The sequence below is a fragment of the Shouchella clausii genome (genome assembly GCF_002250115.1).
GTDB classification, from domain to species: domain Bacteria; phylum Bacillota; class Bacilli; order Bacillales; family Bacillaceae_D; genus Shouchella; species Shouchella clausii.
In genome coordinates, this window is sequence record NZ_CP019985.1 from 1,372,982 (window position 1) to 1,397,656 (window position 24,675).

Here is a 24,675-nt window from a genome sequence, read left to right on the forward strand (position 1 = left end):
TTAAGGAGGTGAAAACGATGGAAATGGATACAATTGCAGCAATATCGACGGCACTTGGAGAAGGGGCGATTGGGATTGTCCGGCTGAGCGGAGATCAAGCAATTGCGATTGGCGATAAGTTGTTTAAAGGGACAAAGCGTTTAGAAGACACGCCGAGTCACACGATTGTGTATGGCCATTTAATGGATGATGCTAGCGAGGAAACAATTGAAGAAGCGATGGTCACGGTTATGAGAGGGCCGAGGACCTATACACGTGAAGACATTGTGGAAATCAATTGCCACGGCGGGCTTGTGTCTGTCAACCGTGTGCTTCAAGCTGTTCTGGCAAAGGGAGCTCGATTGGCTGAGCCGGGAGAATTCACAAAGCGCGCTTTCTTGAATGGCCGTATTGATTTGTCGCAAGCAGAAGGCGTCATCGACTTAATCCGTTCAAAAACGGACCGGGCAATGAACGTCGCGTTGCGCCAAGTTGAAGGGCGTTTGTCCAAAAAAATTGGCAAGCTGCGGCAAGATCTTTTAGAAACGATTGCTTCGATCGAGGTCAACATTGATTATCCAGAGTATGATGCGGAGACAATGACAGCTAAGCTCATAAACGAAAAAATGACCATTGTTTTAGCGGAAATTGAAGCGTTACTGGCGACTGCCAAACAAGGGAAAGTGTTACGGGAAGGGCTCGCCACCGCTATCATTGGCAGGCCGAATGTTGGCAAGTCCAGTTTGATGAACAGCCTCGTCCACGAAGCAAAAGCGATTGTGACCGATATACCTGGAACGACGAGAGACACGCTTGAAGAGTATGTCAATGTCCGCGGCGTTCCTCTTCGCCTTATTGACACAGCCGGCATTCGCGAAACGGAAGACATTGTCGAGCGAATTGGCGTTGAACGGTCTCGCCAAGCACTCAAAGAAGCGGACTTAATCTTGCTTGTTTTAAACTATGCAGAAGAGCTTTCAAAAGAGGATGAAGCTTTGTTCGAAGCGGTTAAAGGACTGGATGTTGTCGTGATCGTCAATAAAATCGACCAAACAGGGCGGATTGATATGGAGCGTGTCCGCCAACTGGCAGGAGATAATCCAGTTGTGGCGACTTCCTTCCTCCAGGAAGAAGGAGTCGACCAATTAGAAGAAGCAATTAGTCGCTTGTTTTTTGCTGGTGGAGTGGAAGGCGCTGACTTGACGTATGTGTCAAACGCCCGTCATATTGGTTTGCTAAACCAAGCAAAAGCCCATGCTGAAGAGGCGATTGCTGCTAGTTTAACCGACGTTCCTGTTGATTTGATTCAAATTGATGTGACACGGACGTGGGAATTATTAGGCGAAATTATTGGAGAAGATGTCCAAGATAGTTTAATTGACCAGTTGTTTTCGCAATTTTGTTTAGGAAAATAAACACATTTTTTGTGTAGAAAGGAAGGTAGGCTGCTAGGCAATTTAGCAGCCGCAGCCCATATGAGTTACCAAGGTGGAACGTTTGATGTTATTGTCATCGGCGCAGGGCATGCGGGAGTAGAAGCTGGCCTTGCTGCTGCCAGAATGGGCGCTAACACGCTCATGTTGACATTGAATCTAGATGCAGTTGCTTTTATGCCGTGCAACCCTTCTGTTGGAGGGCCGGCTAAAGGCATTGTTGTCCGTGAAATTGATGCCCTTGGCGGAGAAATGGGGCGGAATATTGATAAAACCCATATCCAAATGAGAATGCTTAACACGGGGAAAGGCCCTGCTGTTCGAGCACTGCGGGCGCAAGCGGATAAATTTCGTTATCAACAAGAGATGAAACGGACGATTGAAGAGCAAGAAAATCTGCTTCTTCGCCAAGGAATGGTGGATCGTTTAATTATTGAAGACGGAGAGTGCCGCGGCGTTATTACGAACACAGGGGCACAATACCGGGCGAAAGCGGTTGTTGTTACAACGGGCACGTATTTGCGCGGGAAAATTATATTAGGAGAACTTTCTTATGAGTCTGGCCCGAACAATATGCAACCAAGCATTAAGCTGTCAGACCACTTGAAAGAGCTCGGTTTCGACATGGTTCGCTTTAAAACAGGAACGCCTCCTCGTGTCCATGGGAATACGATTGATTACAAGAAAACAGAAATTCAGCCTGGAGATGACAAACCTCGCGCCTTTTCGTACGAGACGACAAAATTCATTACAGACCAGCTGCCGTGCTGGTTAACGTATACGAGCGAAAATACTCATCAAATTATTTCTGCTAACCTTGGACGTTCCCCTATGTATTCCGGTATGATAGAAGGGACAGGACCAAGGTACTGCCCTTCGATAGAGGATAAAATTGTTCGTTTTAGCGATAAGCCAAGACATCAGATTTTCTTGGAGCCGGAAGGGCGCGATACAAGTGAAGTCTATGTACAAGGGTTGTCGACAAGTCTGCCAGAAGATGTCCAATTGTCGATGCTTAAAACGATTCCTGGCTTAGAAGAAGTCCGAATGATGCGGCCTGGCTATGCGATTGAATATGACGCGATCGTGCCAACACAACTATGGCCAACATTAGAAACGAAAAAAATTAGCGGTTTGTTTACGGCAGGGCAAATCAATGGAACATCTGGCTATGAAGAAGCAGCCGGGCAAGGAATTATGGCTGGCATTAATGCGGCCCAAAAAGCATTTGGCAAAGAAGGCGTGATCTTAGATCGTTCAGAGGCTTACATTGGCGTGTTGATTGACGACCTTGTAACGAAAGGGACGAATGAACCATACCGCTTGCTGACATCACGGGCTGAATTTCGCTTAATTCTTCGCCATGACAATGCTGATTTGCGTTTGACGGAAAAAGGCTACGAGTTGGGATTAATTTCTGAAGAACGCTATTCCCGCTTTAAAGCAAAACAGGAAGCGATTGAACAGGAAAAACAACGAATTTCTGCACTGGTTATAAAACCGTCAGACGAAGTCAACCAACTACTTGAACGTTTAGGTTCAAGACCGATGACGGAAGCGTTAAAAGCGACAGCAGTGTTAAAACGACCAGAAATGACTTACGACCATTTCCTGAAAATCATTCCGCGGCCAGACGTGGAGCTTGATGAAGAGGTATATGAACAAGTTGAAATTCAAGTCAAATACGAAGGTTATATCGAGAAACAATGGCAACAAATTGAACGCTTGAAAAAGATGGAACGAAAACGAATTCCTGAGGATCTTAATTATGATGCGATCCAAGGCATTGCCACAGAAGCGCGACAAAAACTAAAACAAGTACGGCCTCTTTCAGTAGGTCAGGCTTCCCGTGTTTCAGGCGTAAATCCAGCGGACATTTCAATTTTGCTTGTATATCTCGAACAAGGGCGGCTGGCAAAAACATCATCGTAAGGAGGAGCAGATGGGCGAAGAATTTTTCTCCTCGTTATTAGCGGAACAAAAAATCGTCTTATCGTCCACTCAGCACGAGCAGTTCAAGCGCTATTTTGAACTGCTCGTTGAGTGGAACGAAAAGATGAATTTGACTGCTATTACCGAAAAAAAGGATGTATACTTAAAACATTTTTATGATTCAATCACGCCGAGTTTTTACTACCCGTTTACTGACCAAAAAATTGTTGATATCGGCGCTGGGGCTGGATTTCCAAGTTTGCCGCTTAAAATCCTTTATCCCGACTTGCAAATCTCAATTATTGATTCTTTAAATAAGCGGATTGGTTTTTTAACCCATTTGGCTAATGAACTTGAATTAACGGGCGTTTCCTTTTACCATGACCGGGCAGAATTGGCCGGAAAAAGCAAGCTTCACCGGGAAGTTTATGATGTTGCAATTGCCAGGGCAGTCGCACGTATGTCCGTTTTAAGTGAACTATGTTTGCCTTTTGTGAAAGTAGGCGGCGATTTTATCGCCTTAAAAGGGGCTGGCAGCAATGAAGAAGTGGCCGAAGGGAAAAAAGCAATTGCCGTTTTAGGCGGGGAACTTTCCGCGAGTCATTCATTCCAACTGCCGATTGAACATAGCGAAAGGCAAATTGTGCAAATAAAAAAGGCGAAAGCAACACCAAACAAGTATCCTCGCAAGCCTGGGGTGCCCAATAAGCAGCCAATCACGTGAAATGTTCCACGTGAAACATATGTGAATTTCCAATGAGAAAAGGAATGCTGCGAATATATGTCGAATCAATTCAAATGGTTAAAAACAAAAGGTGGTGTCCGAGGCGATGAAGCAATCGTTTTCACGCCTATTTGGCTTAAATGATAAAAACGACGATGCTGAATTAACTGCAAACGAAGAGGTACAGCAGCTTGCTATTAAAGATATCGTGCCGAATCGCTTCCAGCCTAGAACTCTATTTGATGAAGACCGGATTGCCGAATTAGCGCAAACGATCAGGACGCATGGAGTCATACAGCCCATAGTCGTCCGTGTTCGCGATGATAAATACGAAATCATTGCAGGAGAGCGCAGGTGGCGTGCTGTTACTTCATTGCAATGGGAAACGATCCCTGCTATTGTCAAAGAATTTAATGACTCGCAAACAGCTTCGATTGCACTAATTGAAAATTTGCAGCGTGAAGGCTTAACTGCAATTGAAGAAGCAACCGCTTATGCAAAATTAATCGAAATCCACAACTTGACGCAGGAAAGTTTGGCGCAACGCCTTGGCAAAGGCCAATCAACGATTGCAAACAAACTTCGATTGCTTCATTTGCCACAAGCAGTCCAAGACGCAATTTTAAATAGAGACATTTCAGAGCGCCATGCTCGCGCGTTAATTGCTTTAAAAGATGCTGAAGCCCAAGAAGCCGTTTTAAAACAAATCATTGAAGAGCAGTTGAATGTGAAGCAGACGGAAGAACGAGTGAAAGCGTATTTTAAAGCAGCGGAAGAAGAAGCACCTAAAAAGAAAAAGCCAAAACGGAAATCTTATCCGAAAGACATGCGTATTGCCATGAATACGATTCGTCAATCCGTTGATATGGTGATGAAAAGCGGCTTAAAAGTCGATACCGATGAAGAAGACAATGAAGAATTTTACCAATTTACGATTCGCATTCCTAAGAAAAAATGATCTATCAGCTTTGATAGGTCTTTTTTTGTTGTTTTTTCCCTAAAATGGGTCTAATTCAGTTTCACAAACTACAAGAAAAAATGTATAGTAGAGTTAGACTATTAAAATCGCTCATTAAACACGTAAATTGTTTAGCAATAGGATTGTTTGATGTTTTGCAGGAAAGCAGGAAAGAGGTGCCCATGTGTCAAAAATCATCGCTATCGCAAATCAAAAAGGCGGTGTAGGGAAAACGACAACATCAGTCAATTTGGCTGCTTGTTTGGCTCACTTAGGAAAACGTGTGCTGCTCGTAGACATTGACCCACAAGGCAATGCTACAAGTGGCGTTGGCATTGAAAAAGGCGACGTCGATGAATGTGTCTATGATTTGCTCATAGAGGATTTAGATGCACGCAAAGTTGTTCGGTCAACAGAAGTGGACAATCTTGACGTTATACCAGCTACAATTCAGTTATCAGGGGCTGAAATCGAACTCGTACCGACCATTTCAAGGGAAGTGCGCTTGAAAAAAGCATTGACGCCTTTGAAATCCCATTATGATTACATTTTTATTGATTGCCCTCCTTCACTTGGATTGCTAACCATTAATGCGTTAACTGCTTCAGATTCAGTTGTGATCCCTGTTCAATGTGAATATTATGCACTGGAAGGGCTTAGCCAATTGCTTAATACTGTTCGCCTCGTACAAAAACATTTAAATACGGACTTAGCGATCGAAGGCGTATTGTTGACGATGTTAGATGCGCGGACCAATTTAGGCATTCAAGTAATTGAAGAAGTGAAAAAATATTTTCGTGATAAAGTATTTGATACCATTATTCCGAGAACTGTCCGTTTAGGGGAAGCGCCGAGCTATGGAAAACCAATTATCGTGTATGATGCCAAGTCGCGTGGTGCCGAAGTATACATAGACTTAGCGAAGGAAGTGGTTGCGAATGGCTAGAACTGCAGGAAAAAAGGGGTTGGGAAAAGGGCTACAAGCGTTCTTTCCAGAACAAGAAGACACGCAAGAAGAGCAAATTGTACAAGTTGATCTTGCAGACGTTAGGCCAAATCCGTATCAACCTAGAAAAACGTTTTCTGAAGAAGCATTAACGGAATTGAGCAACTCGATTCGCGAACACGGAATTTTGCAGCCTGTTACTGTTCGCAAAGCAATTAAAGGGTATGAAATTGTAATGGGCGAGCGGCGCGTAAAAGCGGCAAAACAAGCAGGATTAAAACAAATCCCTGTCATTGTCCAGGAACTTGATGAAAATAAAATGATGGAAATTGCTTTAATCGAAAACTTGCAGCGTGAAGATTTGAATCCAATCGAGGAAGCAATCGCCTATGAGAAATTAATGGAACATACGAATAGCACACAAGAGCAGTTAGCAAAGCGCCTTGGAAAAAGCAGGCCCCATATTGCCAACCATATGCGATTGTTGCAATTGCCAAAAGTTGTTCAAGAGTTCATTTCGGTTGGCAAACTGACAATGGGCCATGGACGTGCGCTTTTAGGGCTGCAAGATAAGCAAAAACTTTCACAGCTGTTAGAAAAAGTGCTGCAAGACAAGCTTAGCGTGCGTGAAGTCGAACAACTCGTCCAGAGATTAAATGAACATGTTCCACGTGAAACAAAGCAAGTCAAAGTGAAGTTACCGCCGATTATTAAAGAACAGCAAGAACGTTTAAGAGATACGCTTGGTACATCTGTATTAATTAAACCTGGAAAGAAAAAAGGCAAAATTGAAATTGACTATTTTTCCGAGGACGACTTGGAACGGATTTTATCGTTATTGGTTCATACAGAAAAGGAATGAAGCTGTCGGCTGCGATGGCTTCTTTTTTAAAGGAGTGGAATGATGCGGTATTTTGATCAAGCGGCAACGTCTTTTCCAATGGCAAAAGCAGTTGCTGACGCTGTTAGCGAAGCGATTCTTGCCTATGGCGCGAATCCAGGAAGAGGAGGCCATAAGTTAGCGAGGCAAGCTGCAGACACACTTTTTCAGGCAAGAAAACGGTTGGCGGCCTTTTTTGGTGCGCCCGGGCCTGAGCATATTTGGTTTTATCCGAACGCCACGTACGCGTTAAATCAAGCCATCCTTGGCTTCCCTTTACAGCAAGGAGATCGAGTAGTAAGCACAGCTTTTGAACATAATTCGGTTTTGCGGCCGTTGCATATACTCGAAAAAGAAAAGCAGGCGACGATCGTTTATGCAAGTGGAAAAACAGGGGACGAGACAGCAGCAGCAGTCGTGGAAGCAATGACGCCAGGTACGCGCCTTGTTGTTATCAATCATGCTTCAAATGTTACAGGAGAAATCGTGCCTTTAAAATCCATTGCCACAAAAGCAAAAGAAATCGGCGCCGTCCTGCTTGTGGATGCCTCACAAACAGCTGGGAAAATTGCGATTGACATGGAACAAGACGGAATTGACTTGTTGGCGTGCCCAGGACATAAAGGCTTATTAGGGCCACAAGGAACAGGCTTGTTAGCAGCAGCGAGAGATGTTGGCTTGAAACCCCTCGTCCACGGCGGCACAGGGCATTTATCCGAGCATCCAGAGCAGCCAGACAAATGGCCTGAGCGCTATGAAGCTGGCACGGCCAATACACCAGGAATTGCAGGTTTGCTTGCAGGTTTGCAAGAGCTTGAACGTCTAGGAGGAGTGGAAGCTGTGCATGCCCATGAAATGGAAGCAACACGGATCTTTTTAGAGGGGATTAGCAACCATGAGCATGTACATGTAGTCGGTTCTTTATCGACGCAAGGAAGAGTAGCGGTTGTTTCGTTTGCAATTGACGGCGTGAGCAGCCAAGAAACGGCAATGGTACTAGATGAACATTATGATATGGCTGTACGAGCAGGCCTTCATTGCGCGCCGAGGCTGCACAATTGGTACAAGACAGCTGAAGATGGGCTCGTACGCGCCAGTTTTGGACCTTACACGAAACAAGAAGACGTTTCGGCTCTTGTGGATGCGATTACAGACATTGCCGATGCGTTCCGTTAGGATGTTAGGCAACTGGCTATTCTGTATTGCCACTCAACGATGGCATTAAAGGGGCTCTGTCTTTGTTGGCATAAAGGAAAAGGCTTTTTTCGTTTTGGCAGTTTGCAGCGCGGTTAATTGTTGGTCAGCCGCAGCAACTGCCTTGCTTATTTTTTGGGCCATGCTCATGACTACATGCAGCCTTGTGCTTTGCAGCATATAAAAATCCATCAGCCCTCCAACATTGACAATGCCTGTTAAGCAAATATCGCCAATTTCAGGTAAGTTTTTGCCCATGGCTGCCCCAGGTTTGAGTGGTTCTGCCGACAATGTAATATAGCCAACGTTTGCAGTTTTGCCCAGGCATGCATCCAAGGCGACAACAAACGCGTTAGGATGTTTTTTATAAATGGAGGCAAGCCGTTTTTCCATGTTGGCGGCATGGATCGGTTCTGCTAATGTCCCATGCACGTGGAAATGGTTTAAGTTTTGACATTCTAATAAGTTGCCAACTAAAGGCCCTAACGAATCGCCAGTCGAACGGTCTGTGCCGATGCAAATAAGCAAAAGGTCGCGATTGCCGCGGTGTTTGCAAAATTCGACAAGAGCGTGTGCTAGGTCTTCCGTTAATGATGCTTCCTCGGCATGGCAGCGAAAGGATGTCGGTCTTTTTTTAAAGGGCCATAGGTTTGTACTCATAAATGAAGCTCACCTCCCATAGTAGTAACAGTATAGTAGATTCTGCAAGAATCTATACATGACGGGGAAATTGAAGGTGACGAAAATGTGGGGAAACGGACTAAAATGGATGTTTTTAATTGTCGGGACGGTGATTGGCGCTGGCTATGCTTCTGGACGGGAACTGTGGGAATTTTTCGGGGCAGAAAGCGGACTGGCTATCGTATTGTTTGCGATTTTATTTACAATCAGCTGTGCGGTCATATTAACGATTGCCCAAAAAGAAAAGACAACCCATTATTTGCCGATACTTGAGAAGTTGCTTGGGCGGCGCTTTGCAAAAGCGTATGATTGGATGATTATTCTTTACTTATTTTCAGTGACGGTTATTATGCTTGCAGGCGCAGGGGCAACACTCGAAGTATATAACATTCCCTTTTGGCTTGGCGTTGTCATTAATGCAGCGTTGGTAGTGTTCATGTTTGTAAAGGATATGACAGGAATGACTAAAATAAATGCATGTCTCATTCCAGTGCTCATTATTTGCTTAGTAGCGGTCTTACTCGTTTACCAATCATCAATTGGCTTTTCGTTCACATTTGACATCCATATGCAACATAATTGGCCAGCGGCAATGACCTTTACGTCGCTTAATATTTTGCCGATTATCGCTGTTTTAAGTGCGGTAGGCAACCAAATCAAACATAAGGGTGAAATTTACATTGCCAGCATGGGGAGCGGGCTCTTGCTTGGGACGATTTCCTATTTGTACAATGAGTCGTTGCTTTCTGTTGCTCAAGAAATCATTTTTTACGAGATTCCGCTGTTTGTGATCTTAAAACATTATCCGTCGATTATGGTTTTGGCCATTTCCTTATTATTGTGGCTAGCCATCTATACAACGGCAGCTTCAGGGGTTTTTGGGCTGATAGCGAGATTACGAACAAACGTACAAGGCGAGGCTTGGCTGATTGCATTGTTGCTTGTTGCTTGCATGGCGCCTATGACGATGTTTGGCTTCTCGACATTAATTTCCATATTGTACCCATTGTACGGCATCTTAAATTTGTTTATTCTTGCTTCACTCGTTCTTTACCCAATTGTCAAACATCCAGCAACGAAAAGCAAACAGTGACACTACAAACTCCTGCTTGGTTCATGTATAATACAAGCAGACGAGCTTGAGGAGGACGAAACGGTGGCAGCAGAAAAGGAATTTGCGTTAGGCGATGTGGTGGAAATGAAGAAACCACATCCTTGTGGGGAAAATCGATGGAAGATTATCCGCATGGGCATGGATGTCCGGATAAAATGCCTGGGTTGCCAACACAGCGTGATGCTACCACGCCGGGACTTTTCAAAAAAACTAAAAAAAGTATTAGGTTCCGAATAACAAGGGAGGGTCTGTACTCTACCTTGTTTTTGTGCGGGCCTGTACAAATAAAAAGGACGTGACAGGAAGTGGCTTTAACAACTGGAATAGTAGGGTTGCCAAACGTGGGGAAATCAACGCTGTTCAATGCGATTACCCAAGCCGGTGCAGAATCGGCCAATTACCCGTTTTGTACGATTGACCCAAATGTAGGGATTGTCGAAGTGCCTGACGTGCGGTTGGAAAAATTAACCGAACTGGTCAAACCGAAAAAAACGGTGCCGACAGCGTTTGAATTTACAGATATAGCTGGGATTGTCGAAGGCGCCAGCAAAGGCGAGGGGCTCGGCAACCAGTTTTTGTCTCATATTCGCCAAGTAGATGCGATTTCCCATGTTGTCCGCTGCTTTGCTGATGAAAACATTACCCATGTTTCCGGAGGCGTCAATCCGTTGCGCGACATTGAAGTTATTAACTTAGAATTGATTTTGGCTGACTTGGAATCAGTCGACAAGCGGATCGGCCGTGTCGCGAAGCTGGCGAAAGCAAAAGACAAAGCCGCTGTTGCTGAATTGCCTGTGCTAGAAGCATTAAAAGAGGCGTTTGAAAATGAAAAGCCAGCACGAAGCATTGATTTCGATGACGACCAACTAAAAATTGTCAAACAGCTACACTTGCTTACAAGCAAACCTGTCCTGTATGTAGCCAACGTTGCTGAAGACGATTTGCTTGCTGGCGAAGACAATGATTACGTCAAACAAGTGAAAGCATTTGCGGAAGCGGAAAACAGCAATGTGATTGTCGTTTGCGCCAAAATTGAATCGGAAATTGCGGAGCTGGAAGGCGATGAAAAAGCGCTGTTTTTAGAAGAGCTCGGCATCCAAGAATCAGGGCTTGACCAATTAATCCGCGCGGCATATTCTTTGCTAGGCTTGGAAACGTATTTTACAGCAGGAGAGCAGGAAGTGAGGGCCTGGACATACCGCCGGGGCACGAAGGCGCCACAAGCAGCTGGGATTATCCATACTGACTTTGAGCGCGGCTTTATCCGTGCTGAAGTTGTCGCCTATGACGATTTGCTTGCCGCTGGCGGCATGGTTGCTGCAAAAGAGCGGGGCAAAGTTCGCCTTGAAGGAAAAGAATACGTCGTCCAAGACGGAGATGTCATCCATTTTCGGTTTAATGTGTAAAAGGGAGGGGCTGCAGCCAACGTTGCAGCCCCTTAATTGTAGATTCATTTTGTCGAAAAAAAATGCAAGAAAAAACAAGGAATTTTAGTTGAGATAGCGTATATAGTTGGTAACCCCTTTGAAAGCCCCCCTCACGTATGCTCTTACACCCTTGATTCCCAATTGTCGTGCCAATCTGAACAAAAGGCAGGTGGTTGCTTCGATAATTCTTGAATAAAGACCATTTTAATGGTATACTCGTTCAATGTGAGTGAATTGACTTTTGCTCCTTGCTCTGTGTAAACGGAGCCGCTTAGACCAAAAGGAGGTGACTGGAATGCGTAAGTATGAAATTATGTACATTATCGCTCCAAACCTAGAAGAATCAGCAAACAAGGAAATCATTGAGCGTTACAACAAAGTGCTCACTGACAACGGTGCTGAAATTCTAAAGGTGGACGAGATCGGTAAAAAACGCCTAGCTTATGAAATCAACGATTTCAAAGATGGTTTCTATGTATTGCTAAGTGTACAAGCAAATACGGAAGCAATTAACGAGTTTAACCGTTTGATTAAAATCAACGACAACGTTATCCGCGTTCTCGTAACAAAAGACGAACAGTAAGTCGAAATAGACATATTTTAACGGGCCCAGGACGAATAAGGGACCATTTAAAAGGCTGGGAGGGATCGCATTGTTAAACCGTGTTGTTCTTGTCGGACGCTTAACGCGTGACCCTGAATTGCGATTCACGCCAAACGGTGTAGCTGTAGCCAATTTTACGCTTGCAGTCAACCGTCCGTTTTCAAACCAGCAAGGAGAACGAGAAGCTGACTTCATTAACTGTGTTGTCTGGCGCAAACCGGCTGAGAATGTCGCCAATTTCCTTAAAAAAGGGAGCCTTGCAGGAGTCGACGGCCGTGTGCAAACGCGAAGCTATGACAATAATGAAGGCAGGCGCGTTTTTGTAACGGAAGTCGTTGCTGAAAGCGTCCAATTTCTCGAACCTCGCAATAGTCAAAACCAATCCTCTGGGAATCCTGGTTTTGATCAGTACGGCGCTGGCAGCCAAGGTTCTGGCAACCAAACTGGTGGCAGCCGTTCTAATGGATATGATAACGACCCGTTCTCGAATGACGGTTCGATTGATATTTCCGATGATGATCTTCCATTTTAATGTTTAAAGGAAAGGAGTGAAACATATGGCACGTCGTGGTCGTCCTAAACGGAGAAAAGTATGCTTTTTTACTGCCAATAAAATTACCCATATTGACTACAAAGATGTTGATTTGCTGAAACGTTTTATTTCCGAACGTGGAAAAATTCTTCCGCGCCGCGTAACTGGAACTTCTGCAAAGTACCAACGTAAGCTGACTGTAGCGATTAAACGCGCTCGCCAAGTAGCATTGCTACCTTACGTCAACGATGTAAACTAAAGATGGGATAAAGAGGGCGGACCGGGCCAAGCTAAGAAAAAGCTGGCTTGGTTGCCCTCTTTTCTTCTACTTACTGGCGAATCGAGAGGCTCGCCTTTTACTTTAAAGGTAATTACGCTAAAATAGATGGGAACTGTGTGTGAATGAGACGCGTTCGTTGAGCGTGTTAAATGAGGTGAGAATTTGGAACACAGGAACCAGCTGATGAAGGGTCTACTATGCGGTGTGATTTACATTGCATTGTTCATGATCTTTGCATTTAACATTCCGCTATTAAACATGTTCGCACTTGTCGCCATGCCGTTGCCAGTTGTTTATTTTACGGCCATTTTTGGGCCAAGGCCGGGGATGGTGCTAACAGCGGCTGTCGGTTTGCTTGGAACAATAGCGACGTTAAACCCTTTGGCAGCATTTGCTTTTGCCGTCATTGGCTATGTGCTCGGCTATGCTCAGCACAAGCGCAGAAAAGGGGCTGAATTGTTGCTGGCAACGATTGTTGCATCGTTTGTCTTTCTTTCGGCTGCCTACATACTCCTTACAGCCGTCACCGATCTATCCGTGCTGCAATTTGTCCGGGAGTCCCTCCAAGAGACGCAACAGCTTCTGTCTGAATTAGGGATGGAATCCTATGATGAAGCATTTATAGAGGAATACGTCCAATTAATTGAATCGCTGATGACCTTTTTGTTGCTACTGATGGCTGCCGTATATGCGTTTTTGGTCTATGGAGCGGCAACCATGCTCTTTAAACGTGTAGACCTACCGTATCATAAGCTGCCGAAGTTTCGCGAATGGGCATTTCCACGTTTTTTCCTTTGGTTTTATTTTTCCCTATTGCTCCTGTCCTTTTTGCCATTTGAGCCTGGTTCCTATATGGCGGCAGTCACGCAAACTGGCATAAATTTGGTCAGTGTATTGCTTATCATCCAAGGAGTGTCGCTTCTGTTTGTGTATTTGCAGGCAAGGCGGCTTGCAAAGGGCGTCTCTGTTTTCATTATTATCATGGTTGTCATCAGTCTTTTACTCGTGCCATTTTTGTTGTGGGCCATGAAAATGATTGGCGTACTGGATATGGTTTTAAGAATTCGCGACCGTATGAAACTGTAATTTTTGGATGACAGGTAGGAGATGACAATATGCCAAATTGGAAAAAGCAGTGGTGGCAACAGCTTCATGTCATCACACTCTTTGCCATTGCCGTTGTGTCCATTGCTGTTCTCGCTTATTATCGCTTAGAAGCCGGCGCAGTTGCTGGCATTGCTCTGATCGTATGGATCGGTTTATTTCACCAATCCCATAAGCGCAATGAACGGCAGTTGCACAAATATATTTCGACTTTATCATACCGTGTGAACAAGGCAGGGGAAGAAGCTGTCACCAAGCTGCCTGTAGGCATTGTCCTCTATAATGAGGATGAAGTGATCGAGTGGGTAAATCCGTTTGTTGAGGAACGGTTTGGGACTGGGCTGATCGGCGAGCCTATTACCTGCATCCATGAAGAGCTTGGCGAATATGTAAGCAAGGACGTTGCCAATGAAACGTTCCAAATGGAGTCCTCTTACTATTACATGACGTTTGAGCGCGACGAGCAACTTATTTACATTGTGGATGTAACCGAGAAAGAACAAACGCAAAAAAAGTACCAACATATGCTGCCAGTCATCGCGCATATTTACTTAGACAACTACGATGAAGTCACACAAAGCATGGAAGATCAAGTTCGCAGCCGGCTGCTCGCCAAAGTGACAACAGCGTTGAACAACTGGGCGAGCGATTATGATATCTTTTTAAGAAGGACGTCATCTGATCGGTTTTTGGCAGTGATGAACCATAAGACGCTATTGCTGTTAGAGGAGAACCGGTTTGAATTGCTTGATGATATCCGTGAACGGACAGCGAGGGAGAAAGTGCCAATTACGCTCAGCATTGGGGTCGGCACGGAAGAAACGTCATTAAAACAACTGGGCGCCTTGGCCCAGTCAAGCTTAGATCTAGCGCTTGGCCGCGGCGGCGACCAAGTGGCGATCAAAAAGAAAAATGGCCGCGTCCGCTTTTATGGCGGCAAGACCAATGCGATGGAAAAACGGACACGGGTACGCGCTCGCGTTATCTCCCATGCTTTGCGCGATTTTGTAAAAGAAAGCGAACGAGTGATTGTCATGGGCCACCAGCGTCCAGATATGGACGCGATTGGGGCAGCGATTGGCGTATTAAAAATTGCTGACTTAAATGACCGTGAAGGCTTTATTGTGCTCGATGTGGAGGATATTAACCCGGATGTCCAGCGGTTATTGGAAGAAACGGAGAAACACGACCATTTGTGGAGCCAGTTTGTTTCGCCGGAAGAAGCATTGGATTTAGCTGATAAAGAGACGTTGCTCGTCGTCGTCGATACACACAAGCCATCGCTTGTCATTGAGCCGCGGCTATTGGAAATGATTGACCGAATCATTGTCATTGACCACCATCGCCGCAGCGAAGACTTTGTTGAAGATCCGGTTCTCGTTTATATGGAGCCGTATGCGTCATCTACGGCCGAGCTTGTGACCGAGCTGCTCGAGTACCAGCCGATGCAGTTCAAAATGGACCGGCTGGAAGCGACAGCACTGCTCGCTGGCATTATTGTCGATACAAGAAGTTTTGCCGTCCGTACTGGGGCGAGGACATTTGATGCAGCCTCGTTTTTGCGGGCCAACGGCGCCGATACGGCGCTCGTGCAAAAGCTATTAAAGGAAGACTTGGCGTCTTACGTAAAGCGTGCTAAGCTTGTAGAAAACGCCTATCTTTACCGAGAGGGCTATGCCATTGCCGTGGCTCCAGACGACCATGTTTACGATCAGCTCGTGATCGCCCAGGCTGCTGATACGTTGCTGACAATGAGCGGCGTGCTTGCCTCTTTTGTCGTTTGTCAGCTTGCTGATGGACGAATCGGCATTAGCGCTCGTTCACTTGGCGACGTAAATGTCCAAGTCATCATGGAAAAGCTCGGCGGTGGCGGCCATCTCTCAAATGCAGCGACACAATTGCCTGACTTGACGCTGGAGGAAGGGAAACTCCAGCTCGAGAAGGCCATTGATGAAGTACGAGAAGGAGGAAGCGGAGCATGAAAGTCATTTTCACTGAAGATGTAAAAGGGAAAGGCAAAAAAGGCGAATTGAAAGACGTGTCAGAAGGCTATGCCCGCAACTATTTAATCCCTAAAAATTTAGCAGTGGCAGCTACGTCTGGAAATATAAAAGACCTTGAGGCACAAGAAAAAAGCAAGCAAAAAAAGGCGGAAGCGGAACTTCAAAAAGCGAAAGCATTGAAAGAAGAGCTTGAAGCGCTCAAGATCGAGATTCCTGCCAAAGCTGGCGAAGGCGGCCGCCTATTCGGGGCCGTGTCGACAAAGCAAATTGCCGAGGCACTTGGGAAACAAGGCAAGAAAGTCGATAAACGCAAAATCCAATTGGACGAACCGATTCGTTCACTCGGCTACACGAAAGTGCCGATTAAAATCCACCCAGAAGTGGTGGCAACGGCTACTGTCCACGTTGTAGAAGCATAGAAACAAAAGGAAGCTGGCTCTCGCTTTGGCCAGCTTCCTTTTAAGTCAGTTGTAAGGGGGGGAGAAATGGATGAGCGACCTTTTGACAGAGCGGACGCCGCCGCAAAACATTGAAGCAGAGCAGGCCGTGTTAGGTGCGATTTTTCTCGCTGACCATGCGTTAACGACGGCGAGTGAGCGCCTCATGCCTGAAGATTTTTACCGTGCTAGCCACCAGCGGATTTACGAAGTGATGCTGGACCTCGGTGAAAAGGGAGAGCCTGTCGATTTAGTCACAGTCACCTCAGAGCTGCAAAACAGAGGGTGGCTTGATGATATTGGCGGTGTCGCCTACTTGGCCGATGTCGCCGAGTCTGTCCCTACTGCCGCCAATGTTGAGTATTACAGCCGCATCGTCGAAGAAAAATCGCTGTTACGGCGGCTCATCCGTGTGGCCACCAACATTGCAAAAGAAGGCTATGCGAGCGAGGATGAAGTCGATGCGATCCTCGACCAAGCAGAGAAAACGATTCTCGAAGTCGCACAACGAAAAAATACAAGCAGCTTTGTCTCGATTAAAGATGTGCTGCTTGAAACGTATGACCAAATCGAAATATTGCAGCAAACCCGCGGGGAAATTACGGGCATTGCGACTGGTTTTACGGAGCTAGATACAATGACTGCTGGATTCCAGCGCAACGATCTTATTATCGTTGCAGCGCGCCCGTCAGTAGGGAAAACCGCATTTGCGCTTAACATTGCCCAAAACGTTGCCACAAAAACCGATGAAACGGTTGCGATTTTCTCGCTGGAAATGGGAGCGAGCCAGCTCGTCACGCGGATGCTTTGTGCAGAAGGGAACATCGATGCCCAGCGGATGCGGACAGGCGCCTTGGAGGAAGAGGATTGGCATAAACTGTCGATGGCGATGGGGTCTTTGTCGAAAGCAGGCATTTACATCGATGACACACCTGGTGTGAAAGTCGGCGAAATTCGTGCCAAATGCCGGCGCCTCAAGCAAGAAAAAGGGCTTGGCATGATTTTGATTGACTACTTGCAGCTCATTCAAGGGAACGGCCGCAGCGGTGAAAACCGCCAGCAAGAAGTATCGGAAATTTCACGGACGCTGAAAGCGATCGCCCGTGAGCTAGAAGTGCCAGTTATTGCCCTGTCGCAATTGTCACGGGGCGTCGAATCAAGGCAGGACAAACGCCCAATGATGTCAGACATCCGGGAATCAGGCAGTATTGAACAAGATGCCGATATTGTCGCTTTTCTCTATCGTGATGACTACTATGATAAAGAAACCGAGAATAAAAATATTATCGAAATTATTATTGCCAAGCAGCGAAACGGCCCCGTTGGGACGGTTGAGCTAGCATTTGTAAAAGAATACAATAAGTTCGTTAATTTGGACCGGCGCCATGACGAGAACGACATGCCGCCAGGTTAACGGAAAAAAGCTCTCATCAAGAGAGCTTTTTCGTTTTTATACGAATGTTGGAGATTTTTATTATGGAAATGTTCGTGTCTAATTGACGCCCCGTAGGCTGACCTGCTATACTTACAATGGTTTTTATAGAGAGCGGAGGTGCAAGCAATGTCTTCAGTCGTTGTTGTTGGAACACAGTGGGGCGATGAAGGAAAAGGAAAAATCACGGACTACTTATCAGAAAAAGCAGAAGTGGTTGCCCGCTACCAAGGTGGAAACAATGCTGGCCATACGATTGTGTTTGACGGTAAAAAATACAAACTTCATTTGATTCCTTCAGGGATTTTTTACAAAGATAAAATTTGCGTCATTGGCAACGGCATGGTAATTGATCCTAAGGCGCTTGTCGAAGAGCTTGCGTATTTGCATGACCACGGCGTCGATACGAGCAATTTGCGGATTTCAAACCGCGCCCATGTGATCTTGCCTTATCATATAAAACTTGATATTGTCGAAGAAGACCGAAAAGGCGCCAATAAAATTGGCACTACAAGAAAAGGCATCGGTCCTGCCTATATGGACAAAGCAGCGCGGATTGGCATTCGAATCGCCGATTTGCTTGAGAAAGACACGTTTGCTGCAAAAGTGGCAGCTGTTCTGGAAGAGAAAAACCGCCTGTTTGAAAAATACTATGAAACAGATGGCTTTTCAGCAGAAGAAATTGTTGAAGAGTACTTCCGTTATGGCGAACAAATCGCTAAATATGTTGCCGATACATCCGTCGTTTTAAATGACGCTTTGGACGATGGCCGCCGTGTTTTATTCGAAGGCGCCCAAGGCGTGATGCTTGATATTGACCAAGGAACGTATCCATTCGTAACGTCTTCCAATCCGATCGCCGGAGGAGTGACGATCGGTTCTGGCGTCGGCCCATCAAAAATCCACCACGTTGTCGGCGTTTCAAAAGCTTACACGACTCGCGTCGGCGATGGCCCGTTTCCGACTGAATTGAATGATGAAATTGGCGACCGTATCCGCAAAGTCGGAAATGAGTATGGAACGACAACAGGGCGCCCACGCCGCGTTGGCTGGTTTGATAGTGTCGTCGTCCGCCACGCTCGCCGAGTGAGCGGCATTACAGATTTATCCCTGAACTCGATTGACGTGCTCACAGGGCTTAAAACGCTAAAAATCTGCACGAGTTACCGCTATAAAGGCGAAGTGCTTGATGAGTTTCCAGCAAGCTTAAATGTTTTGGCAGAATGTGAGCCAATTTATGAAGAGCTTCCAGGCTGGGAAGAAGACATTACAGGCGTAAAAACGTTGCATGAGCTGCCGGAAAATGCCCGTACGTATGTAGAACGGGTTTGCCAGCTGACAGGAATTCCATTGACTGTCTTTTCCGTTGGCCCCGACCGTAGCCAAACGAACATGGTGCGCGGCGTTTTTGCCTAACTGGCAAGGGAAAATGCAGGGAAAGCGCCCCTGTATTTTCCCGCTTATCTTCCATTCAATCACGCTAAAAAAACTTTTTAAAAAGTAGTTGCACACCTAGTTTTTATATGCTATTATAAATCTTGTCGCCAAGGGATTTGGGGACAAGCGGTTTGCTTTTCTGCACCGCCTGCTCGGCTTTTTTAGAGGAGCCATTAGCTCAGTTGGTAGAGCATCTGACTTTTAATCAGAGGGTCGAAGGTTCGAGTCCTTCATGGCTCACCATGTTTACAGTGGCCCGTTGGTCAAGCGGTTAAGACACCGCCCTTTCACGGCGGTAACACGGGTTCGAATCCCGTACGGGTCACTTTTCATATAGATACATATCTTGGTCCGGTAGTTCAGTTGGTTAGAATGCCTGCCTGTCACGCAGGAGGTCGCGGGTTCGAGTCCCGTCCGGACCGCCATTTACATCTTGATAAAAAGTCGAAAGAAGCAAAAATGGCTCGGTAGCTCAGTTGGTAGAGCAACGGACTGAAAATCCGTGTGTCGGCGGTTCGATTCCGTCCCGAGCCACCATTTGCCGGTCTAGCTCAATTGGTAGAGCAACTGACTTGTAATCAGTAGGTTGGGGGTTCAAGTCCTCTGGCCGGCATAGCGAAAGAACTTTATGTGCGAATGCATATAAGGTTCTTTTTTTGCATTCTTCTTGACTTGCACGTTTGTGGTAAACTAAGAGATAGGGCAAAACAATTGCCCGGGAAAGAATGTTGTTATTTCTAAATGAAGGATCTTAGAACGACGACCAATCTAGGAGGATGAGGATGGACAAACATATTCTCGTGGTAGATGATGAAAAGTCGATTGCTGATATATTAAAATTTAACTTGGAGAAGGAAGGCTTTGATGTTACTTGTGCTTATGATGGGAATGAAGCATTAGAGCGCGTCAAGGAACGGAAGCCTGATTTAATGCTCCTTGATATTATGCTCCCTTATAAAGATGGCATGGAAGTTTGCCGTGAAGTAAGGAAGCAATACGATTTGCCAATTATCATGTTAACGGCAAAAGACTCGGAAATTGATAAAGTGCTTGGCCTTGAGCTTGGCGCTGATGACTATGTTATCAAGCCGTTTAGCACGCGGGAACTGTTGGCACGTGTAAAGGCAAACTTGCGGCGCCAACAAGTCGCTTCTGACGATGCGCCAACAACGCAAAAAGAAATTACAATTGGCGAGCTATCGATTCTTCCTGAAGCGTATCAAGTAAAAAAACGGGGCGAGCCAGTTGATTTAACGCACCGGGAGTTTGAGTTAATCCATTATCTTGGCAAGCATTTAGGCCAAGTAATGACGCGGGAGCATTTGCTGCAAGCGGTGTGGGGCTATGATTATTTTGGCGATGTGCGCACAGTAGACGTAACAGTGCGGCGCTTGCGTGAAAAAGTGGAAGACAACCCAAGCTATCCAAACTGGATTATGACGAGAAGGGGAGTCGGCTACTTCTTGTCGGCGCCAGAGGGCGAGCAACGGTAAATGGAACGCAATGTCGGGTTTTTTAAATCCATTCGCTTCAAACTGATTATTATTTATGTGCTGTTGATTGTATTGGCGATGCAAATTGTCAGTGTCTACTTTTCCCGGGAACTGGAAAGAAATTTGCTTGAAAACTATGAAACACTGTTGAATGACCGCTTAAATGTGCTGTCTTTAAGTGTCGGCCAAGAATTGCAAGAAGACCCAGAAGAACGGGACCTTGATACGCTTGTACGCAACGCTTTCCCGCAAAACGATGAGAATACACGCAAAGGGAAAGCGCAAGTGATTGGCTATAATAGCGTGGTGCTGGCAAGCTCTTCCGACGAAGACGCCAACATTATTGACCAACAGACTGACCAAACGATTGTTAAGCGCGCCTTAACCGGAACGCCGACATATGAATTCCAAGAGCGGATCAACCAAGAAGACCAAGAGCGCTACATTATTAAAGCACACCCCGTTCGTTCCAATGAAAATGGCACTGGCGAAATTCTCGGTGCTGTCTACATTGAAGCGTCAATTGAGGGTGTCAGTAAGCAAGCACAAGCGATCAACCGCATTTTTATCTCGGCGACAGGTATTGCGATGGTGTTGACGTTCTTAGTGGTCATTCTACTGGCCCGAACGATCACGATGCCGATTCTTGACATGCGTCGGCAAGCGCTCCGCATGAGCCATGGCGATTTTTCGAGGCAAGTCCGTGTCTACAGTACCGATGAGTTAGGCCAGCTTGCCACTGCGTTTAACGAGTTGACGAATAGGCTCCATGATACGACATTAATGAGGGACAGGGAGCAGAAGCGTTTGCGTTCGGTATTGGCCCACATGACGGATGGCGTGATTGCGACAGACCAAAGCGGCTTAATTATTTTGATGAACCGCCGCGCCGAAGAACTGTTAGGCATTCCGTTAAAGCATGTGCTGCGCAGGCCGATTATGAACGTGCTGCGCATGGAAGAGGAAGTGAGCATTTTTGAGCTCTACGAAAGGAACGAGCCGTTGCTCCTTGACTTAAGCACAGGCGAAGAGCCGATTGTGCTCGAAGTGAACTTTTCAGCGATTCAAGAAGATGAAGGCCCCTTCAATGGCTTGATTGCGGTCCTTCACGATGTAACCGAGAAAGAGAAAATTGAAAATGAACGGCGCGAATTTGTCGCCAACGTGTCACATGAATTGCGGACGCCGTTGACGACGATGAAAAGCTACCTAGAAGCGTTGGCAGACGGGGCGATGCAAGATGAGGACATTGCGCCGCGCTTTTTAGAGGTAACGCAAAAGGAAACGGACCGGATGATCCGCCTTGTCAATGATTTGCTCCAGCTGTCCAAAATTGACTCAAACGATTACCGTCTCGACTTGCATTGGGTGGAGCTCGGTGCCTTTTTGCATAGCATTGTCGAACGGTTTGAAATGGTCGTCAAGGACAAAAACATTGATTTTCACCGCCATATTGCGAAACAGCCAACTTACGTCAAAATCGATACCGATAAAATGACTCAAGTGCTGGACAACATTTTATCGAATGCGATTAAATACTCTCCGTCTGGGGGCAATGTGACCATCACCCTCCTCCATCAAGGAAACAAAGCACGGATTAGCATTGCCGATGAAGGGTTAGGCATTCCAGCTGAGTCACAAGACAAGATTTTTGAGCGGTTCTATCGAGTGGACAAAGCTCGGGCGCGGAACGTTGGAGGGACAGGTCTCGGCCTTGCGATTGCGAGCGAGTATGTCCATGCCCATGAAGGCGATATTTGGGTCCATAGTGAATACAATGAAGGCACGACCATTTATATCACGTTGCCTTACTCGACATTCAAAGGAGGAACAATGTGAGGTACGAACAGTTTAAAACTGTCGCATTAATTGCCTTAATTGGTCTAAGTTTATTTTTCACATACCAATTGTGGACATTCCAACCAAATATCGAAGCATTAGAAGATAGCTCCAACGTGCAAACCGAAGAAATGTTTGGCACAGAACGGGACCCAGGTGAGCTGATTGCCCCTGAGCAAGTCGTGCTGCACAGCTCTGAAGGGACGTATTCGCTCATAAAAAATGGCTCTTCGTATTTTTCTCACGTTGTGAATCAATTGTTTGCCGAAGGGCAACTGCAATCAATCAACCGCGACTATGAAGACATCTCCGCCGTAAGCGGAATTGAATTGATTTTTCCCGATGCAGTACCGAAAGAATTTGTGCTGAAACAATTCGGGATCGATCATGAAGATTTTCGCTTCAATTTAAGTGCCATCGATCGGATGTTTGTCTATGTTAGCCCTTATGACGGCGGGGTCAACATCCAATTTGCCTCATTGGAAAATGAAAGCTTATTTACGGTTGGCTCTGCGATGGATCCTGAATTGCTTACTGATTTGCTCGAATCTGGGGAGGAAGCAGACATCGAAGAGGCTGTGATTGTGAAGCAAAAGGGTGATGACAACAAATTGTTGCAAAACCGGCTGTACGTCAGCAGTGAGCCACAAAAAGTGAGAGAAAAGCAGTATGAGCTTGCCCGTCTAGACATCGGGCAAATCAACCAGCGTTTGTTTAGCGGCGCTTCTGATGTCCCCCGGCAAAACCAGCTTGATGGGCAAAATGTCTACACCGATGGCAGCCGAATTGTCACGATTGACCAACGGCTCCAGTATTTAAGCTACAGCTATCCGTTTGCAGCAGACGGCGTTGACACAAACAACCGCCACATTATTGAGGCTGCGACTGAATTTGTCAATTTAAACGGCGGCTGGACCGATGATTATAAGGCGAGCAGTTGGGCAGCCAGGGATAATAGCGAAACCGTTGATTTCCGGATGATGATTGACGGCATTCCTGTTTTTGGCCGCAGCAGCAGCGACAACAAAGACAGAATGAAAATAACCGTCAGCCGCTCAGGCACACAAGTGATCCAATTCGAACGGCCACTCTTTCATTTAGTCGGGGCGCCGCTGCAAGACCCTGAAGTGGAAGTCCCGTCAGGAGAGGCAGCTGCAGAAGCGTTAAAGGCCGCAACGTCGGTCAACTGGGACGATGTCACCGACATCCGCCTTGGCTACAGGGCCGATATGGAGAACAACTCAAATGCCAATTTTGTGCCGACGTGGTATTATGAAAGCCAAAATACGTGGAAAAGAGTCCCGTTTGATGAGGAGTACAAACAATGAATTGGAGTCGGGCCAAATCCATTTTTATTGTCACGTTTTTGCTGTTAAATGTGTTTTTAGGCATACAGTTGCTGGACAAAATCCAACAAGTGCCTGATATTGAGCAATCAAGCGACATCGAAAAGCGGCTTGCGGATAACAACATCTCTCTCCCGTCGAAAGAAATCAACATTGTTGGCGCGAAAGGCGTTGTCCTTGAAGGAAGATGGACAACCTTTTCAGAAGCAGAGCTAGACGGTCTTACAGGGCAGACGGCGACGTTGTCCCAATCACGGGAATTGATTAAAGCGGCTTTTGATGAACCGATTGATCTATCGGATATTCCTGGCAACGACAACAACGAAACAGCGGAACAAACCGACTATGCTGCTTTTTTAGCCCAGCATATTTTGCACGGGTATGACTATGTGTTTTCACGGCGAGAAGGATCGTACCTTTATTTTAACCAGCTATATAACCAAAACGAAACGTTCGTCAACGAGGACGCACCTCTCATTTTAGAACTCGATGAAGACGACAAGGTCATTGGCTACACACAACGCCATTTCACCTTTGAAGAAAACCCAGATGAACGGAAAATGATTACGTACATGGAAGCAGTCGAAACGCTGCTAAACAACCATTTTATTAAAAGAAACAATAGCATTGTTGAAATTGATTTTGGCTATTATAGCCTAGCTGAACAAACGCCTCGTTTCTTTTCGCCTATGTGGGAAGTGACGGTGAAGGGCAACACCGATGAGGAGGACGATGTACGCATTTATTTAGTGAATGCGATTTTAGGCGAACAACATCAATGGTATCCTGATGAAAACCAAGCGATTGATGGAGAAACGCCAGAATTAGAGGAACCAAGTATAGACGAGATGAACGAAGCGGGCAGCACGCCTTAGAGTGTGGAAATGAAGGGGGAAACTA

Annotated in this window: 23 protein-coding genes and 5 tRNA genes; 27 read left to right on the plus strand and 1 reads right to left on the minus strand. The window is 46.0% G+C overall.

Annotated elements, in window-relative coordinates; all coding sequences use genetic code 11:
• The first annotated feature begins 17 nt into the window (after window positions 1-17).
• The 7 genes from mnmE (at window position 18) to BC8716_RS06650 (ending at window position 8,028) form a co-directional block, all read left to right on the plus strand.
• Window positions 18-1,394 carry a tRNA uridine-5-carboxymethylaminomethyl(34) synthesis GTPase MnmE gene (gene mnmE, locus BC8716_RS06620; RefSeq protein WP_094424410.1) on the plus strand — a complete coding sequence of 459 codons (1,377 nt, stop codon included), beginning with the start codon at window positions 18-20 and terminating at the stop codon, window positions 1,392-1,394.
• Between the two features lie 60 nt (window positions 1,395-1,454).
• On the plus strand, window positions 1,455-3,344 hold the full coding sequence (gene mnmG, locus BC8716_RS06625) for a tRNA uridine-5-carboxymethylaminomethyl(34) synthesis enzyme MnmG (protein ID WP_094429189.1): 1,890 nt from the start codon (window positions 1,455-1,457) through the stop codon (window positions 3,342-3,344).
• 10 nt (window positions 3,345-3,354) lie between these two features.
• A complete protein-coding gene (rsmG, locus tag BC8716_RS06630) occupies window positions 3,355-4,068 on the plus strand; it encodes a 16S rRNA (guanine(527)-N(7))-methyltransferase RsmG (protein ID WP_094424411.1) in 714 nt (237 codons plus the stop codon).
• 106 nt (window positions 4,069-4,174) lie between these two features.
• Window positions 4,175-5,026, plus strand: coding sequence for a nucleoid occlusion protein (noc, locus tag BC8716_RS06635; RefSeq protein ID WP_094424412.1), 852 nt, complete (start codon window positions 4,175-4,177; stop codon window positions 5,024-5,026).
• A gap of 184 nt (window positions 5,027-5,210) precedes the next feature.
• Window positions 5,211-5,972 carry a ParA family protein gene (locus BC8716_RS06640; RefSeq protein ID WP_094424413.1) on the plus strand — a complete coding sequence of 254 codons (762 nt, stop codon included), beginning with the start codon at window positions 5,211-5,213 and terminating at the stop codon, window positions 5,970-5,972.
• On the plus strand, window positions 5,965-6,834 hold the full coding sequence (locus BC8716_RS06645) for a ParB/RepB/Spo0J family partition protein (protein ID WP_094424414.1): 870 nt from the start codon (window positions 5,965-5,967) through the stop codon (window positions 6,832-6,834). Before BC8716_RS06640 ends, BC8716_RS06645 begins: the two co-directional genes overlap by 8 nt.
• Window positions 6,835-6,876: 42 nt before the next feature.
• Window positions 6,877-8,028: an aminotransferase class V-fold PLP-dependent enzyme gene (locus BC8716_RS06650; RefSeq protein WP_094424415.1), complete on the plus strand. Its 1,152-nt coding sequence runs from the start codon at window positions 6,877-6,879 to the stop codon at window positions 8,026-8,028.
• Between the two features lie 45 nt (window positions 8,029-8,073).
• On the opposite strand, the gene yyaC is transcribed toward BC8716_RS06650, so the two are convergent.
• A complete protein-coding gene (gene yyaC / locus BC8716_RS06655; RefSeq protein WP_094424416.1) occupies window positions 8,074-8,706 on the minus strand; it encodes a spore protease YyaC in 633 nt (210 codons plus the stop codon).
• Between the two features lie 85 nt (window positions 8,707-8,791).
• Here yyaC and BC8716_RS06660 point away from each other — a divergent pair, with 85 nt between their 5' ends.
• The 20 genes from BC8716_RS06660 (at window position 8,792) to BC8716_RS06755 (ending at window position 24,650) form a co-directional block, all read left to right on the plus strand.
• On the plus strand, window positions 8,792-9,820 hold the full coding sequence (locus BC8716_RS06660) for a YkvI family membrane protein (protein WP_094424417.1): 1,029 nt from the start codon (window positions 8,792-8,794) through the stop codon (window positions 9,818-9,820).
• A 63-nt stretch (window positions 9,821-9,883) separates the two neighbouring features.
• Window positions 9,884-10,078: a DUF951 domain-containing protein gene (locus BC8716_RS06665; RefSeq protein WP_035205683.1), complete on the plus strand. Its 195-nt coding sequence runs from the start codon at window positions 9,884-9,886 to the stop codon at window positions 10,076-10,078.
• Window positions 10,079-10,146: 68 nt separating this feature from the next.
• Window positions 10,147-11,247 (plus strand): redox-regulated ATPase YchF, encoded by a 1,101-nt coding sequence (gene ychF, locus BC8716_RS06670; protein WP_094424418.1) that lies wholly within the window; start codon window positions 10,147-10,149, stop codon window positions 11,245-11,247.
• A 316-nt stretch (window positions 11,248-11,563) separates the two neighbouring features.
• Window positions 11,564-11,851, plus strand: a complete 288-nt coding sequence (gene rpsF, locus BC8716_RS06675; RefSeq protein WP_011248940.1) for a 30S ribosomal protein S6 — start codon at window positions 11,564-11,566, stop codon at window positions 11,849-11,851.
• A gap of 70 nt (window positions 11,852-11,921) precedes the next feature.
• Window positions 11,922-12,404 carry a single-stranded DNA-binding protein gene (ssb, locus tag BC8716_RS06680; RefSeq protein WP_063608863.1) on the plus strand — a complete coding sequence of 161 codons (483 nt, stop codon included), beginning with the start codon at window positions 11,922-11,924 and terminating at the stop codon, window positions 12,402-12,404.
• Window positions 12,405-12,429: 25 nt separating this feature from the next.
• Entirely contained in the window at window positions 12,430-12,663 is a 234-nt protein-coding gene (rpsR, locus tag BC8716_RS06685; RefSeq protein WP_011248938.1) for a 30S ribosomal protein S18, read from the plus strand.
• Window positions 12,664-12,867: 204 nt separating this feature from the next.
• Window positions 12,868-13,770: a YybS family protein gene (locus tag BC8716_RS06690; RefSeq protein WP_169715919.1), complete on the plus strand. Its 903-nt coding sequence runs from the start codon at window positions 12,868-12,870 to the stop codon at window positions 13,768-13,770.
• A 29-nt stretch (window positions 13,771-13,799) separates the two neighbouring features.
• On the plus strand, window positions 13,800-15,770 hold the full coding sequence (locus BC8716_RS06695; protein WP_094424420.1) for a DHH family phosphoesterase: 1,971 nt from the start codon (window positions 13,800-13,802) through the stop codon (window positions 15,768-15,770).
• Entirely contained in the window at window positions 15,767-16,210 is a 444-nt protein-coding gene (gene rplI, locus BC8716_RS06700) for a 50S ribosomal protein L9 (protein ID WP_094424421.1), read from the plus strand. Before BC8716_RS06695 ends, rplI begins: the two co-directional genes overlap by 4 nt.
• Before the next feature lie 70 nt (window positions 16,211-16,280).
• Window positions 16,281-17,642 carry a replicative DNA helicase gene (gene dnaB / locus BC8716_RS06705; RefSeq protein WP_094424422.1) on the plus strand — a complete coding sequence of 454 codons (1,362 nt, stop codon included), beginning with the start codon at window positions 16,281-16,283 and terminating at the stop codon, window positions 17,640-17,642.
• 147 nt (window positions 17,643-17,789) lie between these two features.
• Complete coding sequence (locus tag BC8716_RS06710) at window positions 17,790-19,076, plus strand: adenylosuccinate synthase (protein ID WP_094424423.1); 1,287 nt, start codon at window positions 17,790-17,792, stop codon at window positions 19,074-19,076.
• A 188-nt stretch (window positions 19,077-19,264) separates the two neighbouring features.
• A tRNA-Lys gene (locus BC8716_RS06715) sits at window positions 19,265-19,340 on the plus strand.
• A 10-nt stretch (window positions 19,341-19,350) separates the two neighbouring features.
• Window positions 19,351-19,422, plus strand: a tRNA-Glu gene (locus tag BC8716_RS06720).
• A gap of 23 nt (window positions 19,423-19,445) precedes the next feature.
• Window positions 19,446-19,522: transfer RNA gene (locus BC8716_RS06725), tRNA-Asp, on the plus strand.
• A 36-nt stretch (window positions 19,523-19,558) separates the two neighbouring features.
• Window positions 19,559-19,634: transfer RNA gene (locus BC8716_RS06730), tRNA-Phe, on the plus strand.
• A gap of 3 nt (window positions 19,635-19,637) precedes the next feature.
• Window positions 19,638-19,710 (plus strand) — tRNA-Thr (locus BC8716_RS06735).
• A 169-nt stretch (window positions 19,711-19,879) separates the two neighbouring features.
• Window positions 19,880-20,590, plus strand: a complete 711-nt coding sequence (gene yycF / locus BC8716_RS06740; protein ID WP_062744644.1) for a response regulator YycF — start codon at window positions 19,880-19,882, stop codon at window positions 20,588-20,590.
• Window positions 20,591-22,429, plus strand: a complete 1,839-nt coding sequence (walK, locus tag BC8716_RS06745; protein WP_094424424.1) for a cell wall metabolism sensor histidine kinase WalK — start codon at window positions 20,591-20,593, stop codon at window positions 22,427-22,429. It begins immediately after the preceding gene.
• On the plus strand, window positions 22,426-23,757 hold the full coding sequence (locus BC8716_RS06750; RefSeq protein ID WP_157730364.1) for a YycH family regulatory protein: 1,332 nt from the start codon (window positions 22,426-22,428) through the stop codon (window positions 23,755-23,757). The genes walK and BC8716_RS06750 overlap by 4 nt, the downstream gene beginning before the upstream one ends.
• Entirely contained in the window at window positions 23,754-24,650 is an 897-nt protein-coding gene (locus BC8716_RS06755) for a two-component system regulatory protein YycI (protein WP_094424426.1), read from the plus strand. Before BC8716_RS06750 ends, BC8716_RS06755 begins: the two co-directional genes overlap by 4 nt.
• Window positions 24,651-24,675: the final 25 nt, after the last annotated feature.